The organism is Montanilutibacter psychrotolerans, from assembly GCF_003719825.1.
Classification (GTDB): Bacteria; Pseudomonadota; Gammaproteobacteria; order Xanthomonadales; family Xanthomonadaceae; genus Montanilutibacter; species Montanilutibacter psychrotolerans.
The window spans coordinates 330,851-348,989 of sequence record NZ_RIBS01000001.1 but is presented as its reverse complement, the minus strand read 5'-3'; the positions used below and the strand labels follow the sequence as shown (position 1 = coordinate 348,989).

Here is an 18,139-nt window from a genome sequence, read left to right as displayed (position 1 = left end):
GGCCGATGGCCATCGGATCAGGATCAGGCAACGCTGAGCAGCTGCGCCTCGAAGGCCTCTGCGTTCAGCGGCATGCCGACCAGGTAGCCCTGCAGGGTGTCGCAGCGCAGCAGCCGCAGCAGTTTCGCCTGCTCCTCTTCCTCGACACCCTCGGCCACCACGGACAACGACAACGAGTGGGCCAGGGTGATGATGTTGGTCACCAGGCCCATCGTCTCCGGGCTCTGCGTCAGCAACGCGATGAAGGACTTGTCGATCTTGATGTCGTCCACCGGCAACCGTGCCAGGTAGTTGAGCGAGGAGTAGCCAGTGCCGAAATCGTCGATCGCCACGCGGCAGCCCAGGTCACGAAGGCCCTCGAGCAGGTGCATGCTGTGTTCGACATTTTCCATCAGCTGGCTCTCGGTCAGTTCGACGTCGATGGGCTGGTCGGCCAGGTGCGGTTCCAGAAGAGTCCGGCAGTTGGCAAGGAAGTCGGTCTGACGCAGCTCCCGCGCGGACACGTTGACCGCGATGCGCAGCGTGGGATGGTGGTCGCGGCGCCAACGCAGTGCGGTTTCCAGTGCCTGCTTCATGACCCAGCGCCCCACCGGCACGATCAAACCGGTTTCTTCCAGTGCCGGGATGAACGAGTCGGGCGACACCAGCCCGGTTCGCGGGTGCCGCCAGCGCAGCAACGCCTCGGCGCCAACCAGGCGCCGACTGAGCGTGTTGAACTTGGGTTGGTAGTGCAGTTCGAACTCGTTTTGCTCGAGCGCGCGACGCAGGTCGCTTTCCAGCTCCAGCCGCTGCGCCGACAGGCCACGCAGGTGCTCGCCAAAGGTGTGGGTGCGAACGCCGCGCTTCCCGGCCTCCGTCAACGCCGCCATCGCGTTGCGTTCCAGGAGTTCGCCGTCGCTGCCGTGCAACGGGCCCAGTGAGATGCCAACTCGCACGGTGACGTAGATTTCCTCGCCCTCGACGACATACGCGCGTTGTTCGGCCTCGTGCACGCAGGCATCGAAGCGCTCGCTTTCCACCTCCAGGCTGGCGTGCGCGGGATAGGCCAGAACGAACGCATCGGCTTCCAGATGCGCCGCGAATCCGTCGGTGGCCAACTCCTCCAGGCGCAGCCCGAACTCCCGCAGCAGCGCATCGCCGAACCCGCGTCCGCGCGAGTCGTTGATGTAGGAGAAGCGCCGGATGTCCACCACCGCCACCACCACGGGGCCGGCCTTGAGCATCGGTTGCAGCTGCTCGCGGAACGCCGTCCGGTTGGGCAGGCCGGTCACGGGGCTGTGGTAGGCCAGGTATTCGAGCCGCTCGCTCTTGGCAATGAAGTCGACGGCGAAATCGATTTCATCCACCAGCCGGTCGAGAAGTGCGATCTCCTCCTCGTCGAACCCCTGCACCTCGCCGGCGAACAGGTTCAGCACGCCCCAGGCGGGATTGCCGATCGGCAGCGAGGCCGTTGCCGCGATGCCGACCAGTCTCGCGTCGCTGCGCTCGCGCTCGGGAACGCTCTCGGCATTGGTGAAGTCGCGCAGGATCACCTTCTCGCCCCGCCGCAACGCGCGCTCGCCGGACAGCGATGCGGTGCCGTCGTCATCGAAAGGCGCGGCGCTGTAGGTATCGATCATCGCCAGCACGCACGGGTCGCCGCAGGCGCTGGCCATGACCAGCGCGCCGTCGGAGACCTCCGCGATCGAGGCCGCCTTGAAGCCGCCCTTCTCCACCGCCACCGTGCAGACGTCGTGCAGCAGCACCGCGCGATTCTTGGCGCGCAGGATGACCTTTCCCAGTGAACTGAGCACCCCGTGGATTCGAACCAGGTGGCGGATGCGGATCTCCTGCTGCAGGCGCTCGGTCACGTCCTGGTCGACGCCACGAAAGCCGATCAGCGTGCCGTCCACGTCGTGCCTTGGCGTGGCGGTGCTTTCCAGCACCCGCACACTGCCATCGCGATGCCGCCAACGCAGCCGCCAGTGCTGCCACCCGTAAGCTTGCGCGACCAGTACCGGCAGGCGACGTTCCAGTTCGCGGCGATCTTCGGGCAGCATGAGATCGGCGCCCCGATTGCCGATCAGCTCCTCCGGCCGGTAGCCCAGGATGTTCTCGATCGCGCCGTTGCTGTAGACGGTGCGGGTGTCCAGGTCACTCTCCCAGATCCAGTCCTGGCTGCTCTCGACGATGGTCCGGAAGCGCTCCTCGCTGTCGCGCAACGCGAGTTCGACGCGCTGGCGCGCCTCGCGTTCGCGGGCGCTGCCCAGCGCCCGGTCGACCGCCGACGGCAGGCGCCGCAGGTTGTCCTTGAGCACGTAGTCCGCGGCGCCGCGTTGCAGCGCTTCGATCGCCACTTCCTCGCCAATCGTCCCCGACACGAACAGGAACGGGATCGACGGCGCATGCAGCTGCGCGATCTGCAGCGCGTCGCTGCCGCCGAACCCGGGCATGGAAAAGTCGCTGAGGACGATGTCCGGAAGGAACTCCGCCAGCGCCGCCTCCAGTCCGGCCTTGTTGGCCACGCGCCTGTGCTCGATGGGCCGGGCGAGTTCGCGCAGTGCGCGCAGGACCAACTCGGCGTCGGCCGGCGAATCCTCGACCAGCAGCACCTTCAGGGGCGACAGCGCGTCCACGTCAATCCGGAGCCTCGTTGGCGATCATCCAGTACATCCCGACCTGGGCCACGGTCTCGGCGAACTCGGTGAAATCGACCGGCTTCACCACGTAGCTGTTCACGCCCAACTGGTAGCTGCTGACCAGATCGCCCTCTTCGCGCGACGAGGTCATCATCACCACCGGAATGGCCTTGGTGCGCGCGTCGGCCTTCATCTTCTGCAGCACCTGCAGGCCATCCATGCGCGGCATCTTCAGGTCCAGCAGCACCAGTTTCGGATAGCCGCTGGGTCGACCCGCGTACATGCCCTCCGAACGCAGGTAGTCGAGCGCCTCGACGCCGTCGCGCACCCATTCGATGTTGTTGGCGATACCGCGCCGTTTGAGCGTGCGCAGGGTCATTTCCGCATCCGCGGTGGAATCCTCGGCAAGCAGGATGTCGACGGGTTGGTAGCTCATGCGGTGGCCTCCATGGCGGTGACGGTGTTTGGCAGTTCGATGGTGAAGGTCGCGCCAAGGCCGGGCTCGGCCTGCGCCCAAATGCGGCCACCGTGGCGATTCACGATCCGCTGCACGATGGCCAGACCGACGCCGGTGCCTTCGAACTCGTCCTGCGAGTGCAGTCGCTGGAACACGCCGAACAGCTTGTCGGCATAGCGCATGTCGAAGCCGACGCCGTTGTCCTTAACGACGTATCGGCTCACCGCCCCGTCGGCTTCGCCGCTGACATCGACCCGCGCTTCGGCGCCGCGGGTGGCGCTGTACTTGAGCGCGTTCGACAGCAGGTTGACCCAGACCTGATGCAGCAGCAGTGGATCGGCAAACGCCGGAGGCAGCGTTCCGACCGACACGTGCGCCTCGCCTTCCGACCCCCCGGCTTCCCGCAGCGCACGTTCGGCCAGCGCGTTCATGTCCACAGGTACGCGTGACACCGGGTTTCGTCCCAGACGCGAGAACGCCAGCAGGTCGTCGATCAGCACCCCCATCCTGCGCGCGCTCTCCCCGATGGTGTCCAGGTAGCGGCGCATGTCGTCGTCCAGCTGCGGCCCCGCGTCCTCCTTCAGCATGTGGGCGTAGCCATCGATGTGGCGCAACGGCGCGCGCAGGTCGTGCGACACCGAGAACGAGAAGGCTTCGAGCTCGCGGTTGGCCGCTTCGAGCTGCGCGGTGCGCTGGCGAACGCGGTCCTCCAGTTCGGCGTTGAGCCGCAGGATCTCCTGCTCGGCACGCGTGCGCTCGGTGACCTGTCGTTCCAGCGCGTCGTTGCTGACCTCAAGCTCGCCGGTCCGACGCTCGATCTCGCCCAGCATGTCGTTGAAGGAGTGGACGAGCAGCCCGACCTCGTCGCCGCTGGTCTTTTCGGCACGCCGCGAATAGTCCTTCTGCTCCACGACCTCGCGCGCGATGCCGGCGATGGCCAGCACGGGCTTGGTCACGATCCGTTGCAGGTGCGTGGACATCAACAGCGCGACCAGCATCGCGATGACGGTCGCCACCAGCGCGATGCCGACGTAGTCCCAGATGCGGTTCAGCATCTCGTAGTCGGTTCGCAGGTAGACCGTTCCGAGGATCTCCTTGTCGTTGACGATGCGCTTGTACAGGACCAGCTCCTGGCCCTCGATGCGCATGCCGTCGGCCTCGGGCAGTTTCGGGAAGCTGCGCGCGTCGCCAGCGCGGGTGTAGGACGCGAACATCGCGCCGCGCGCGGTGTAGATCGCCGCGGCCTGCATGTGCGGCCGCAACCGGAGCAGTTCGAGGTTTTCCTTGGCAACCTGCGCATCGTCGAAGGCGATGGCCGATGCCGACATGCGGCCGAGCAGCTCGGCCTGGGTGGTCACGTCGGCCGTCCAGCTGCGGTGATAGGCGCGAAGGTCGTAAACCACCATTGCCACCAGCGCGACGATGAGCGCGGTGAGCGTCGTCAGCAGGATGACGCCGATCAACTTGAGGCGAAGCGAGCTGGACAAGTCGAGTTTCATGGCGGCGCCACCACGGTTCGGGCCACGGCCAACAGGCGCGAGCTGATCTTCAATCGACTGGCCTCCGCCGGGCGAAGCGCTACGTCGAAGCGCACCTTGTCCGCAACGACGACGAAATTGACCATGCTGCCCAGGCGGAAGCCCTCCGACGATTCGGTGACGGTTAGCGCCGCACGCCCCTTGGTCGCATCCAGTGCCGTCGCCAGTTGCCTGCCTTCCGCCCGGCCGATGAACACCACGTGCATGCCGGCCAGCGAGTCGCCATGCCTGAGCTTGCGAACCACGACCGGCCGTCCGGCCAGAACGCGACCAGCCGAGATGCGCGCCAGCTCGTCGGCCAATGCATCGGCGCCGACCACGCCGATCGTGATCGGCGCGCTTGGGCCTGCGAACGCTTCCGCCGGCCACTCGACGTAGTCGCCAAACTTGTAGACGAACGCCGCCTTCACGCGGTATTCGCTGGCTTGCAGCTCGGCCGCGGTGGCATCGAGGAATGCAATGAGCATCAGCAGTGCCAGCGCCAACAGCGCAGCAAGGCGCGCGATGGCGGAACGCGGTGGCGCAGCGTTCAGAACGACCATTTCGCCCCCACGCGGAACTCGCGTTCGATGTCGCTGGCCGCCGGCCCGCTGCCGAATTCGACGTGTCGGGCATCGAGCAGGTTCTGACCGGTCAACGACAGCTCGAACCGTTCGTTCGGCCGCCAGCCCAGGCGCGCGTCCACGGCGGTGTAGGCGGGGACCTTCGGATCGGGCAACAGGCCGACATGGCGGACGCTGGCGTCCAGCTCCATCCGCCAAGGAAGGTTCCACGACGAGCGCACGACCCATTGCTGCTCGGGATCGTTGCCAGCCGCGCGGATACCGGTGAAATCGGCGCTGCCCGCCTTCAGCCGCAGGTCCATGTCCAGCAGCGTGGCACCGGCGCTCAGGCGCCAGTTCCTGGTCACCTGCACGGTGCCCCACGCCTCGATGCCGGTGCTGGTGCCCTCCATCCCGTTGGCGATGAAGGCAACGCCGGTGGGGCTGAGTTCGAACGTGCGCAGGTGGTCGTAGTCCTGGTGGAACACCGCCACCGAGTACGAGATCCGCGGTGTCGGCTGCGAGCGGTAACCAACCTCCAGCACGTTGGCGATCTCGGAACGGAAGTCCGGCCCGCCCGCGACCGCAAACGGCGGCTGATCGGGACTGAACAGTTCGCGATCGATGCGCGACGGGGTACGTACCGCGCGCGTCAGTGCGACCCAGGCGAGTTGCGAAGCGCTCGGCTTCCAGGCCAACCGCATCGTGGGCAGGACCTCGATGCCGGTGTAGGAGTTGTGCGCCACGCGAATGCCTCCGATGAACTTCAACGCGTCGCCGCGCAACGCGATCTCGTCCTGGGCGAAAATGCTCGACCAGCTCAATGTTCGCTGCGCGGGCAGAAACGCAATGCGCGGCGCGTTGGTCACGCGATCGTCGGCGCCACGGTGGCTGATGCCCCAGACCAGGTTGTGGCCTTCAATTCCGGCGACGTTGTGCAGGAACTCGACGTGGTGGACCTTGAGGCGCTCGCGGATCGAACCGGGAATGTCGCGGTCGGTCCGGTCGAAGTACGCATTCACCCGGACGCTGCCACCCGACGCCAGCGGGCGCGCCCAGTGGGCGGCCAGGTGGGTGCCAAAGGTCCGCAGATCTTCGGGGCGGGCGGTATCGAGCACGCCACGGTAGGCCGCGCCTTGCAGGGTGAAGCCGCTCTCGGCCGTGCCCCAGTCTGCTCGGAAGCCGACCTCGCCCCGGTTCCAGCCGTCGTGCTGGCTCGCACCACCGACGCGCAGGGTTGCATCGCGCTCGAAGAACTTGCCGTAGATCCGGTAGGCCGCCGTGCCGGCCTGGCCGCCGACGCGTACCGCGCTGGTGCGTTCGAAGTCCCCAGCGCTGACGCTGACCAGCGCGCCTTGCGTTGCCGACGCGCGCCGGGTGATGACGTTGATCACGCCATTGACGGCGTTGGTTCCCCACAGCGTCGCGCCGGGGCCGCTGATCACCTCGATGCGCTCCACGTCCTCGAGCATCACGTCGGGGGTATCCCAGAACACGCCCGAGAACAACGGCGTGTACAGGATGCGGCCGTCGATGAGGACCTGCAGCTTGTTTCCCGCCGCGTTGTTGAATCCGCGCGCGCTGATCGAGTACGAGTAGGAGGTGATGCGTGCGACTTCGAGATTGGGCGCCAGACGCAGCGCCTCGGGAAGACTGGTCACGCCTGCACGGCGGATGTCCTCATTGGAGATGACGAAGACGGGGGCGGCGGCGTCGGAAAGGCGTTCGGCACGTTTCGAGACCGAGGTGACCTGGATATTGCCCAGCTCCTCCAGGCTCAGCTCCGCCAGGGCATCCACGGGCGGCTCATCGTTCGCCATCGCCGATGCCATGAGGGCAAGCGTGGGGACAAGCACGAGCGCCGTGGCGCTGCATCGCCTGCCTGGCTTGCGGTCCATCCCCGCCATGCTAGGTCCCCCATTCCTTAGGCCCTATGACCCAGCCCGCAGGCCAAGCGTCGTCACCAATACGGGCATTCCCCCGACCTGTCAACGATGCGCTTGCTGCCCCGATCCGCCCATCGGCAAGGACACGATCCCCGCGCTACTTCCGTCAAACGCAGGCCGGCGCCGATCAGGCCAAACACGGTGCCAATCGACGCCGGAAGAGGGAGGCAGGCTGCATGGCACGGCGACGGGGCACGGGTCGACGTCAGGCATCAAGGCGGCGGTTCGAGCCCCCGCTGCCCTGCCCCGTGTTGGCGCGCGCCTACGGTCACCGCGCCGCGTCCGGCGCCGAGTCGCTGGCCGCGTCGAGGTAGGCCTGCACCTGCCGTTCGAGCACCGGCAAGGTGACGCCGCCGTTGGCCAGGACCGTGTCGTGGAAGGCCCGGATGTCGAAATCCGAGCCCAGGCGGGCCTCCGCCCGGCGCCGCAGCTCGATGATCTTGAGTTCGCCCACCTTGTACGCCAGCGCCTGACCGGGCCAGCCGATGTAGCGGTCCACCTCGGTTCGGATCTCGTGCGTGGAAAGCGCGGTGTTGGACGCCAGGTAATCGAGCGCCTGCTGACGGGACCACCCCTTGGCGTGCATGCCCGTATCCACCACGAGCCGGCAGGCGCGCCACATCTCGTAGGTCAGCCGGCCAAAGCGCTGGTAGGGCGTTCGATAGAGTCCGATCTCCTCACCGAGCTTTTCCGCGTACAGGCCCCAGCCTTCGCCGAACGCGTGCGGGTAGAAGTTGCGACGGAATGCCGGCACGTCGACCATTTCGCGGGCGAGTGCTCCCTGCAGGTGGTGGCCCGGGACGGCCTCGTGCAGGGTCAGCGCGGGCAGCACGTACAGCGGGCGGGTGTTCAGCGCATAGGTATTCACCCAGTACTCGCCCGCGCCACCGAATGCTCCCGGGTTGTAGCGTCCGCCGGTGTAGTTGGGCGCGATCTCGTCCGGCACCGCGCGCACCCCATACGGCGTGCGCGGTAGGCGCCCGAAGAACGCCGGAAGGCGACCATCGACCTGCTTGGACAGCCACGCCGCCTCGCGCAGCAATTGCTCCGGGGTGGTGGCATAGAACTGCGGATCGCTGCGCAGGAACGCCAGGAACTCGGCGAAGCTTCCCTGAAAGCCGACCTCGCGAACAATCGCCTCCATTTCACCGCGGATGCGCCGGACTTCCGCCAGCCCGGTCTGGTGCACGCCATCGGGAGTCGCGTCCGGAAGCGTCGTGTAGTAGCGCACCAGATCGGCGTAGTACGCGGGGCCACCGGGCAGATCATGCGCCGCGATCGTCTGCCGCGCGGACGGCCGGTACTCGCGTTCGAAGAAGTGCTGGAACCGCGCGTAGGCGGGAATGACGCCCTCCTCGATGGCCGCGCGACCGCGTGCGGCCAGTCCCGCGCGATCGGCCTGCGGCACGGTGTCGGGGAACGTCGCGAACGGACGGTACAGCGGGCAGTCTTCGACGCGGGCGAACTGCTCGGCGGCGATCACGCCCGACAGCCCCTCCAGGATCACCGCCGGCAGCGTGAATCCCTCGCGCATTCCCACCCGCATGTTGGCGATGTTCTCGTCGAAATAGCGCGGCAGGTCGCGCAGGCGCGCGATGTAGTTCTCGTAGTCGGCACGCGTGCGCGGGTCGGCCAGCTCGTGCATGAACAGCACGTCGGCATGGAAGCCGCTGTCGCTGTTGAGCGGTGCGCGCCACTCGCGATGCGCTGCCAAGGCCAGGCGCTGCGACACCAGGAAGTCGAACAGTTCAGCGCTGACCTGCTGCTGTGCCGGCAGACCGGTGCGGTCGATCGCATGCAGGCGTTCGAGGAAGCCGGCATCGGCCTGCAGACGACGGCGCTGCGCGTCGGCGTCCACCGATGGCAGGCGATCGTCGTGATGGTGCACGCCGTCTGCGGTGGCCGCCAACGGGTCTTCGCGCCAGACAAACGCGCGTTCGTCTTCGAACAGCTGCCGCAATGCCGCGTCGGGTGTGCCGGCGGACGCCGGTACGACGCCCGATGTCAGCCAAGCCAGCAGGACGGTGGCGATGGTGGACCGAATGTTCATGGACATGTGGCTTCTGGTGGTCGGGTTGTGGATGCCGCGCTGGTTGGCGCGTCCTTCATCGTCGCAGGCACGCCGGTCAGGCGGCGTCCGACGCCAGGGTCGGCGACGGCGTCGGCCTGGAAGCGGCGCGCAACAGCAGCGCGGCTGCGTACAGCACCACCACCACCACACCCCACCGCAGCGTCGCCAACGGCAACGACTTGACGACATAGGCCGCCAGCAATACCGCCGGAATGCCACCCACGGCAAGGCCCAGCACCACGCGAAGGTCGATGCGTTCGGTGCGCACGAATCGCATCCCGGTGACCGGCATCAGGAAGGCGCACGCGCCCATCATCACCGGGAACGCTGCCGCCGGGTTGAGTCCCATCAGGCTCAGCAGGATCAAGGACGGCGCGTACAGGCCGATGCCGAACGCCATCAGCGCGCCGAGCAGGAAGTGCACCGCAACGGCAACCACGAGAAGCGGCCCGCGCAACGCCAACGCGTCGCCGCCCGCGGGCAGCATGTCGAGATTGGCCATCGCGTACAGCCCGGCCGCGATCAGCATCGCCACGCCGACAATGGCCTGCACGATGCGGACCGGCAGGCGCACGACCAGGGGCGCGCCGAGGATGGCGCCGCCCACGGCCGCGAGGATGCACGCTGCCAGCAACAGTGGGTCGACGCGCACGAGGTGGATGAAGACCAGCGCCTGCACCACCGTGGGCAACGCGTGCCCGGTGTTCAGCGTGCCGGGAATGAAACTGTCGGGTACCAGGCCGCGCAGCTTCAGGTAGGCCGTCGTCGGCGCAAACGAGCCGATGCCCAGCGTGTCGAAGAAGTTGGTCACCGCGCCCAGCGCGATGGCCTCGGTGTCGGGACGCAGCGCACGGCGGCGATGGGCGGCACGCAGCAGCGCGACGAGAAAGGCGATCGCGAGAGCGCAGATCGAAGCAAGCAGGACGATGACCACCATGGCGTTCCTTTGTCTTCCCGGAGGGAGTTGAACGGGTTGCGGAAAAGGCCGTTTGTGAAATAGACCCGTCGCGGAAAAAGGATGGAGCGGGCCAGGGCGACCCGCTCCATCGAAGAACCGCCAAGTCAGTACTGCAGGGTCACCCTGGCGCCACTGAACGCGGTCGCGCCATGAAGGCTGATGTAGACGTAGCCGGCGGGCGGGTTGGCGACCACCAGGGCCTCGTTGTTGCCGGCATTGGTGGAACGGTGGTTGTGCGCCGTCGTGGTGGCCCAGCCGCCCAGCGTGTTGACGTACAGGTCCGCGTTGCCGGTGCCGCCGGAAACGCCGATCCGCAGTTGGCTGGTACCTGGCGGCACGACCACGTAGAAGTAGGCGTAGTCACCCGCAGCCGCCGACACGTTGCTGCGCGCGCAATCCTTGCCCAGCGTGCGGGTGTCGGCACCACTGCACTCGGGCAACACGACGCCGCCGTCGAAGCTGCCGGTCAGGCTCACTCCCGAGAACGTCTGATAGGCGCGCACCATCACGTGGTAGCGACCGGCCTGCACGTTGCCGATGGTGCAGGTCTCGGTGTTGCCGCCGGCAAAGGGACGACAGTCGTACACGCTGGTGGTCGGCTCCGACCCGTAGCGCACGTACAGGTCGGCATCACCGGTGCCGCCCGACATCGCGAAGCGCAGGTTGCTGGCACCGGCTGGCACGTCCATCGTGAAGCTCAGCCACCGATCGGTCCGGGTCGACAGGCCGGTCTTGGCCACGCCGTTGACCAGCGCTTGCGCAGGAGCGCCCGCGCTCACGGTCACCGATTGCGAGCGCGTCGCCGTCGCGCCGCGGTTGTCGGTCACCGTCAGCGTCACCGTGTACGTACCGGCCGCCCGGTAGGTCCTGGACGGATTGATCGCGGCGGACGAGCTGCCGTCGCCGAAGTTCCACCAGCGCGACCCGATGCTGCCGTCGACATCGGAGGAGGCGTCGGTGAAGGTGGCCGTGAGGCCGCTGGTGGTGGCGCTGAAGTTCGCCGTCGGCGGCTGGTTGCCAGGCGTGTCGCAGCCCGGCGCGCCGGGGTTGGCGATGCAGGGCAGCCAGTCGCGGAATGCGGCGTCGTTGCTGGTGCCCAGGCTCGACATGTAGCTGGCGTAACCGGTGTAGTTGCCGGGACGCAGGTAGCCAAGGATGCTCGACACGCTGCTGCGGCGCTGTTCGAACATGAAGCGCGCGGCCAGGTAGCCCCAGCTGTACACGCGCGTCGAGCCGCTGTTGTAGTCGTTCTGGTGGATCTGGCTCAACGTGTAGGTACCCAGTCCCGCCTGGGTCTGCGCGTTGGCGTAGACCAGGTTGCGGTACGAGTACGACATGTACTCGGCGAAGCCTTCAACCCACCAGACGGTCTTCTGCGACATCGCCGCGGCGAAGTCGCCGTACATGTTGAAGCGGCCATCCAGGTAGTGGATGTACTCGTGGGTAAGGTTCCAGATCTCGAACGCGGGCTGCAGCCACTCGGCCTCGTAGGCGATGAAGCGCGCCTGGTTGCCGACCGTCGCGGGATTTCCTTCCAGGTACATGCCGCCGTTGTTGGTGTCGATGCCGTAGATCGCGCCGGCATACGTGCCGTAGTCGCCGCTGCTGTTGAACACCACCATTTCCAGCGAGACGTTGTTGTCGTCGGCGACCGGCGTGTTGCCCGTGGCCACCTTCTGGTGGAAGTAGGCCTCCTGCCCGTTGACGATCGCGCAGGTGCTGCTCAGCTCGGACGCCGACATCGCCTGGGCACGGATGCGCAAGGTTGCACTGCAGGTGTGGCTGATGGGCAAGGCCGCCGCGGCCACGCGCGCGCTGAAATCGCACAGGTCGTAGTAGCTGCAGTTGGCGCCGTCGTAGTAGTCGACCATCTCGCCCACGCCGACCCACATCTTCGCCGTCGGCCCCGTCACCGAGGTGCGGTCGAGCAATGACTTGGCGCGTGTCTGGGCCGCGACCTTGGTCGCACCGGTGTACTGCAGGAAGCGAGCCAGTTCGCGACCGGCGTTTGTCACCAGGTAGTCATTGGGCTGGCCGAGCATCGCGATGTTGCGATCGGCGAAGGCGTACAACGTTTCCACGATGGTCGGATCGGCCTGCACCAGTGCCCTGAAGTCGTCGTTGAAGTGGCCGCGGAAGGTCACGAGGTAGGTGTTGTTCACCGCCATCCTCATGAAACCGAAGGCGTTGTGACCGGGGGTGTAGGCGTCCAGCAGCCGCTTGACGACAGGCAGGTAGCGCGCGTTCTCGTTCGAGCTGTCGAGCAGGATGACGAACTCGGCCAGCACTTCGCCGTGCACGTCGTTGACCAGGCCGAAGTTGGCGTTGTCGACGAACGCGTCCAGTGCCGGCCGGATCGCGGTGCGCAGCGGCGCGCCGTAGGCCCCGACGCTGCTGTCGTAGAACTGCACGAAGTAGCCCGCACGCAGGAACAGGACCAGCTGCAGGGTGCTGTCGGCGTTGTTGCCGCCGTAGCCCGCGGCCGATGTGGCCAGGGCGTTGGCGACGGTCACCATCTGCGCTTCGCGGAAGGTGTTGTAGGCGTTGGGACCGCTCACGCTGAACAACTGGTTGATGCAGCCAGTGGTGGCGCCCTTGACCGCCGCCACCAGCGCACCGCCGCTGAGGTTGCCGAACTGGCCGGCGTCGCACGCTGCTGCCGCGACCTTCGACCGCGCCAGCTGCGCGCGGATCGACGGGCGATTGAGTGCGTTGTTGCGCGCGCTTGCGTGGTCGTAGCCGGTTTCGACGAAACGGCTGATCGGCACCTGGTGCGGCATGCGCCGCGAGGCGTCGAGCCCGGCCTGTTGCCGGTGCGCGCCGAAGACCTGCGTCTCGGTGGCGGGCGACTTGCGTACCGCCGCCGCGCGCGCGAGCTGCCTGGCTGGCGACGCCGAAGCAGTGCTGACGACGTTGGTGCCCGGGCTGGTGCCGGCGATGCCGACAGGCCGCGGCGTAGGCGCTGGCGTCACCGCAGCGAGGATTCGCTGCACTTGCGATCCGACGAAGCCGCTTTCCGACTGGCTGGCGTAGCTGAGAAACGCCACGGCCGCCACGATCGTCCCCAAGACAACGGCACGCACGGGATTCCTGGATGGTGCTGATGACATCACACATCTCCTGGTTGACTTACGGCGGTGCTCACCGCCGCCGGCAACGGCCCCCTGCGCCTTGCCGCTCTGGATTCGGGTTCACCCGCACCGCCCGCATGCAGTGCCTGCATCGGGTGTCGGGTGCGATTTTTTTTGACGGGTGTGGCTTCCGCGCTCGTGCCGCGCGACTCGGTCGCGGCACGCGTCGATCCCGGTGTCGTGGTGCGGACGGCCGTGGCGGTGTCCGGGCGTGCACTCCTTTGCGCGATGAAGCAACGGATGCGCGGCGAGCCACCGCGCGGCGGTGTCTATGTCCGCGGCGTCAGCCGAATGGCGCGGCCAGCGAAGCGGCCGGTGTGGTGAACCACGCCGCACCGTGTTCGGTGACGTGGAAGTGGTCCTCCAGTCGAACGCCAAACCGGCCCGGCACGACGATCATCGGTTCGTCGCTGAAGCACATGCCCGGCGCGAGTGGCGTCGTGTCGCCGCGCACGAGGTAGGCCGGCTCGTGGATGGCCAGGCCGATGCCGTGTCCGGTGCGGTGTGGCAGGCCGGGCAGCAGGTAGTCGGGCCCGTAGCCGGCGCGCTCCAGCACCGCGCGTGCAGCCCGGTCGATGGCCTCGCAAGCGACGCCGGGGCGCACCGCGTCGAACGCCGCCTGCTGTGCCTCGCGCTCCAGGTCCCAGACATCGGACTGTGCCGCGCTGGGCTTGCCGAACACGTAGGTGCGGGTGATGTCGGAGTGGTACCCGCTGACCTGGCAACCCGTGTCGATCAGCACCACGTCGCCGTGCGCCAGCCGTTGTTCGCCGGGCACGCCGTGCGGAAACGCGGTCGCCTCGGCGAACTGCACGGCGCAGAAGGTGCTGCCACCGTCCGCGCCCAGTGCGCGATGGGCATCGTCGATGAACCGACGGACCTGGGTGGTGGTGATACCGGGCGCCAGGATGGCGGCCGCACGACGGTGGACCTCGAGCGTCATCGACATCGCCTGCTGCATCAGCGCCAGCTCCGCCGGCGACTTGCGCATCCGGCAACCGTCGATGACGGGCGATGCGGTGACGATCGGCACGGCGCCCAGCGCATCGCGCAAACCTTCCGCCACGAAGAAGGACGCCTGCGGGTCGAGCGAAACCCGATTGGCACCGTGCTCGCGCAGGAGATCGGCGACGAGACGGTACGGGCTCTCGTGCTCCTGCCAGGTGCGAAGCCCGGTATCGCCCGCCAGCCCGGCAAGTACCGAGCCGCGCTCGAACTCCGGACACACCATCACCGGCGCGCCGCTGCGCGGCAGCACCCACGCCAGCAAGCGCTCGCTCGACGACCACTGCAGGCCGCTGAAGTAGCGCAGGCTGGCGCCGGGCGTGACGATCAGGGCGTCGACGCCGAGCGACGCCATCAACGTGCGCGCCTGCGCAATCCGCGATGCACGCTCTTCGGGCTGTATCGCCGGGGCCTTGTTCGGCCAGGGACTCAGGGATTCCAGTTCTGCCAGCGCGGTCGATCCGCCGATGCCATGGGTCATGCGTGCGTTGCTCCGTGGTTGCGATGGAAGCGCTGCAGATCGAAGGCCGCCAACGACATCGGCGGCTCCTGTCCGGTGACCAGCGCGGCGATGATTTCGGAGGTGACCGGCGCCAGCGTCAGCCCCAGGTGCTGATGGCCGAAGGCGTACATCAGGTTGGAGGCCGCCTGGCTGCGACCGATCGCCGGCAGGTAGTCGGGCAGCGTCGGGCGCGCGCCCATCCACGTGTCGCCGTCGCCGCAGACGGGCAACCCCAGGGCGGCCACGTGCCGGCGGAGCGCCGCCCACTTGCGCGGATCGGCCGGCGTCCTGGCGCGCGCAAACTCCACGAAGCTCGCGGCGCGCAGGCCGCCACGAAACCGCGTGACGATCATCGAGCGCTCCTCGAACACCACCGGCGGCATGTCCGAAGGCCAGTCGTGCTGCGGCCATTGCACGTGGTAGCCACGTTCGGCGATCAGCGGAGGACGCGGTCCGAACGCCGCCATCAGATCGGCAGAGGCCACGCCCGCCGCGACAAGCACGATGTCCGCGCCCAGTCGCTGTCCGTCCTCGAGCACCGCTATCGCGCGGCCGCGTTCGATGGCCATCGTGGCCACGCGTGCGCGCAGCAGCTCGCCACCGGCAGCGACGAACGACGCCTGCAATGCCTGCATCACTTCGCCGACGTCGGCGACCTGCCCGGTCGCCGAGAACCGCAAGCCGCCCGCCGGCCGGTGCGACAGCAGATCGTCGTAGGCGTCCAGTTCGGAGGCGGCCAGGTCACGCACGCGCGTGTTGCCGATGTCGGTCGCCATCCAGGCGGCGCGCTGCCGCCGTGCCACGTCGGGGGATTGCCAGAGCACGGTGTGGCCACGCGCGTGCAGCAGGTCTGGGCGCTCGATGTCGTCGACCAGCGCCTGCCAGGCCGGCAGCGCCCGGCTCAACAAGCCGCCCAGGGCCATCCGCCCGGCAGCGAACTTCGCCGGCGATGCCGCGTGTGCGAAGCGCGCCATCCAGGGCGCGAACGTAACGACGTCGCGCACATCCAGCGCACCGCCGAAAGCGAACAGGCGGCGGGGTGCCGAGCGGATCGTCGCCCACGACGCCAGCGGCTCGACCTGCTCGGTCGCGATGTGGCCGGCATTTCCATACGACGCGCTGGCCGGGACCGCCGCCGGGTCGACCAGCGTCGCGCGCACGCCGGCCTGGCGAAGGCGAAGGGCGATCGTCAATCCCACGATGCCGGCGCCGATCACGACCGCCGATTGAGCCTGTCCCACACCCAAATGCCTGCTCCCCAATGCCGATGGCAACTGTCACACGAATCGGATATTTGGTATATCGTATACTTTATTACCGCGAGTTCAATCACCCACCTCGACCTGTCGCCACCCTCAGTCCCACCCCTCCCCTCGTCCCGCATGCGTTGCCAACGCATCCGCTTCCATCCATTCCGTTCTCAATCGGAGAGTTCGATGTCTTCCAGTTCCTGCACCTGGGCCGGCGTGATCCCGGCCGTAACCACCCAGTTCAACGCCGACCTGTCGGTTGATATCGAGGCCACGCAGCGCATGCAGGACGCGCTGATCCGCGACGGCGTGCACGGCCTGATCGCGATCGGGACCGTTGGCGAGAACAACTCGCTGGATGCCGACGAGAAGATCGCGGTGGTGTCGGCCGCCGTGGAAGCGGCCGCTGGCCGCGTGCCGGTGATCGCCGGCGTTTCGGAACTGACCACCGGCAAGGCGACGGCCTTCGCGCGCGCCGCCGAACGTGCGGGCGCATCGGGACTGATGGTGTTGCCGGCGATGGTGTACGTGCCGTCCGAGGCCGAACTTCTGACGCACTTCCGCACCGTGGCGCAGAGCACCGGGTTGCCGGTGATGCTCTACAACAACCCGCCCGCGTACCGCGTCAGCGTGACCATGGCCACCCTCGCCGGCCTGGCCGATGTCCCCAACGTGGTCGCGATCAAGGAGAGCGCGCCCGATCCGCGTCGTTTCACCGATCTGTTCAACGCCTTCGGCAATCGCTACACGCTGTTCGCCGGGCTCGACGACGTCGCCCTCGAAGGCCTGCTACTGGGCGCCAAGGGCTGGGTCACCGGCCTCACCAACGCCTTCCCGCAGGAGTCGCTGGCGCTGTGGGACGCACTGCAGCGAGGCGACCTGCCGCACGCGCTGGCGATCTATCGCTGGTTCATGCCGCTGCTGCACCTGGATGCCGACCACGACCTGGTGCAGTCGATCAAGCTGGCCGAAGCGATCATGGGCCGAGGCTCCGAGCGCGTGCGCATGCCGCGCATGCCGTTGGCCGGCGCGCGCCGCGAGCAGGTGGTGAAGATGGTCGAGGCCGCTGCGGCAAACCGGCCGTCGCTGCTGGCCGCCGCGGCCTGAGGCCTGCGCGATGCGCCACACCTTCTTCTGCATCGACGGCCACACCGCCGGCAATCCGGTCCGCCTGGTCAGTGGCGGTGCGCCGCTGCTGGCAGGCGCCTCGATGAGCGAACGTCGCCAGGACTTTCTCGCGCGCTATGACTGGATCCGCACCGGCCTGATGTTCGAACCGCGCGGCCACGACATGATGTCCGGCGGGTTCCTCTACCCGCCCACGCACGAGGACGCCGACATCGGCGTGCTGTTCATCGAGACCAGCGGCTGCCTGCCGATGTGCGGGCACGGCACCATCGGCATCCTCACGTTTGGGCTGGAAAACGGGCTGATCCGGCCGCGCACTCCCGGCCGCCTGCGCGTGGAGGTGCCGGCGGGCGTGATCGATGTCGACTATGTCGAAGAGGCGGGGCGCGTCCGCTCGGTTCGTATCCGCAACGTGCCCAGCTACCTGGCCGCCGAGGGCATCGCCATCGATGTCCCCGGTTTCGGGCCGCTGACGGTGGACGTCGCCTACGGCGGCAATTACTACGCCATCGTCGAACCGCAGGGTGCGTACCGCGGCCTGGACGCGCTGGGCGCGGCGCGCATCATCGAGCTCAGCACGCAGGTGCGACGCCTGGTGCGCGAGGCGTTCGAGCCCGTCCATCCGCTCGACCCGACCATCCGCGGCGTCAGCCACGTGCTGTGGGCCGATGCCCCGCGCGGGGACGGCGCCGACGGTCGCAATGCGGTCTTCTATGGCGAACGCGCCATCGATCGCAGCCCTTGCGGCACCGGCACGTCCGCGCGCATGGCGCACCTTGTCGGCAAGGGCCGCCTGCGGGTCGGCGACAGTTTCGTCCACGAAAGCTACATCGGCAGTCGCTTCATCGGACGCGTCGAAGCGGCGACCACGTTGGGCGACCACGCGGCGATCGTGCCTTCCATCGAAGGCTCGGCAATCGCCACCGGCTTCAACCAGATCTGGATCGACGAGGCCGACGCATTCTGTCGCGGCTTCGTGGTGACTTGAGGATG

At 67.7% G+C, this 18,139-nt stretch carries 12 protein-coding genes; 2 read left to right on the top strand and 10 right to left on the bottom strand.

Translation table 11 applies throughout. From position 1 onward, the window contains the following. Window positions 1–23: 23 nt before the first annotated feature. The 10 genes from EER27_RS01450 to EER27_RS01405 form a co-directional block, all read right to left on the bottom strand. Window positions 24–2,615 carry an EAL domain-containing protein gene (locus EER27_RS01450; protein WP_123086246.1) on the bottom strand — a complete coding sequence of 864 codons (2,592 nt, stop codon included), beginning with the start codon at window positions 2,613–2,615 and terminating at the stop codon, window positions 24–26. A 1-nt stretch (window position 2,616) separates the two neighbouring features. Further along, window positions 2,617–3,054 carry a response regulator gene (locus EER27_RS01445; protein ID WP_123086245.1) on the bottom strand — a complete coding sequence of 146 codons (438 nt, stop codon included), beginning with the start codon at window positions 3,052–3,054 and terminating at the stop codon, window positions 2,617–2,619. Further along, entirely contained in the window at window positions 3,051–4,574 is a 1,524-nt protein-coding gene (locus EER27_RS01440; protein WP_123086244.1) for a sensor histidine kinase, YfiR-like protein-associated, read from the bottom strand. Before EER27_RS01440 ends, EER27_RS01445 begins: the two co-directional genes overlap by 4 nt. Next, complete coding sequence (locus EER27_RS01435; RefSeq protein WP_123086243.1) at window positions 4,571–5,155, bottom strand: TOL_0243 family YfiR-like periplasmic protein; 585 nt, start codon at window positions 5,153–5,155, stop codon at window positions 4,571–4,573. The genes EER27_RS01440 and EER27_RS01435 overlap by 4 nt, the downstream gene beginning before the upstream one ends. Further along, on the bottom strand, window positions 5,143–6,954 hold the full coding sequence (locus tag EER27_RS01430) for a TOL_0244 family TonB-dependent receptor (protein ID WP_123086649.1): 1,812 nt from the start codon (window positions 6,952–6,954) through the stop codon (window positions 5,143–5,145). The genes EER27_RS01435 and EER27_RS01430 overlap by 13 nt, the downstream gene beginning before the upstream one ends. 415 nt (window positions 6,955–7,369) lie before the next feature. Next, window positions 7,370–9,145 (bottom strand): DUF885 domain-containing protein, encoded by a 1,776-nt coding sequence (locus EER27_RS01425; RefSeq protein WP_317843115.1) that lies wholly within the window; start codon window positions 9,143–9,145, stop codon window positions 7,370–7,372. An 82-nt stretch (window positions 9,146–9,227) separates the two neighbouring features. Continuing rightward, window positions 9,228–10,109: a sulfite exporter TauE/SafE family protein gene (locus EER27_RS01420; protein ID WP_123086241.1), complete on the bottom strand. Its 882-nt coding sequence runs from the start codon at window positions 10,107–10,109 to the stop codon at window positions 9,228–9,230. Window positions 10,110–10,234: 125 nt separating this feature from the next. Further along, complete coding sequence (locus EER27_RS01415) at window positions 10,235–13,213, bottom strand: collagenase (protein WP_190285587.1); 2,979 nt, start codon at window positions 13,211–13,213, stop codon at window positions 10,235–10,237. Between the two features lie 331 nt (window positions 13,214–13,544). Next, window positions 13,545–14,747, bottom strand: a complete 1,203-nt coding sequence (locus tag EER27_RS01410) for a M24 family metallopeptidase (protein WP_123086240.1) — start codon at window positions 14,745–14,747, stop codon at window positions 13,545–13,547. Continuing rightward, window positions 14,744–15,985 (bottom strand): NAD(P)/FAD-dependent oxidoreductase, encoded by a 1,242-nt coding sequence (locus EER27_RS01405; protein WP_223807152.1) that lies wholly within the window; start codon window positions 15,983–15,985, stop codon window positions 14,744–14,746. The genes EER27_RS01410 and EER27_RS01405 overlap by 4 nt, the downstream gene beginning before the upstream one ends. 219 nt (window positions 15,986–16,204) lie before the next feature. On the opposite strand from EER27_RS01405, the gene EER27_RS01400 reads away from it, so the two are divergent. Continuing rightward, complete coding sequence (locus EER27_RS01400) at window positions 16,205–17,125, top strand: dihydrodipicolinate synthase family protein (protein WP_123086238.1); 921 nt, start codon at window positions 16,205–16,207, stop codon at window positions 17,123–17,125. Between the two features lie 10 nt (window positions 17,126–17,135). Then, window positions 17,136–18,134, top strand: a complete 999-nt coding sequence (locus tag EER27_RS01395; RefSeq protein ID WP_123086237.1) for a 4-hydroxyproline epimerase — start codon at window positions 17,136–17,138, stop codon at window positions 18,132–18,134. Window positions 18,135–18,139: the final 5 nt, after the last annotated feature.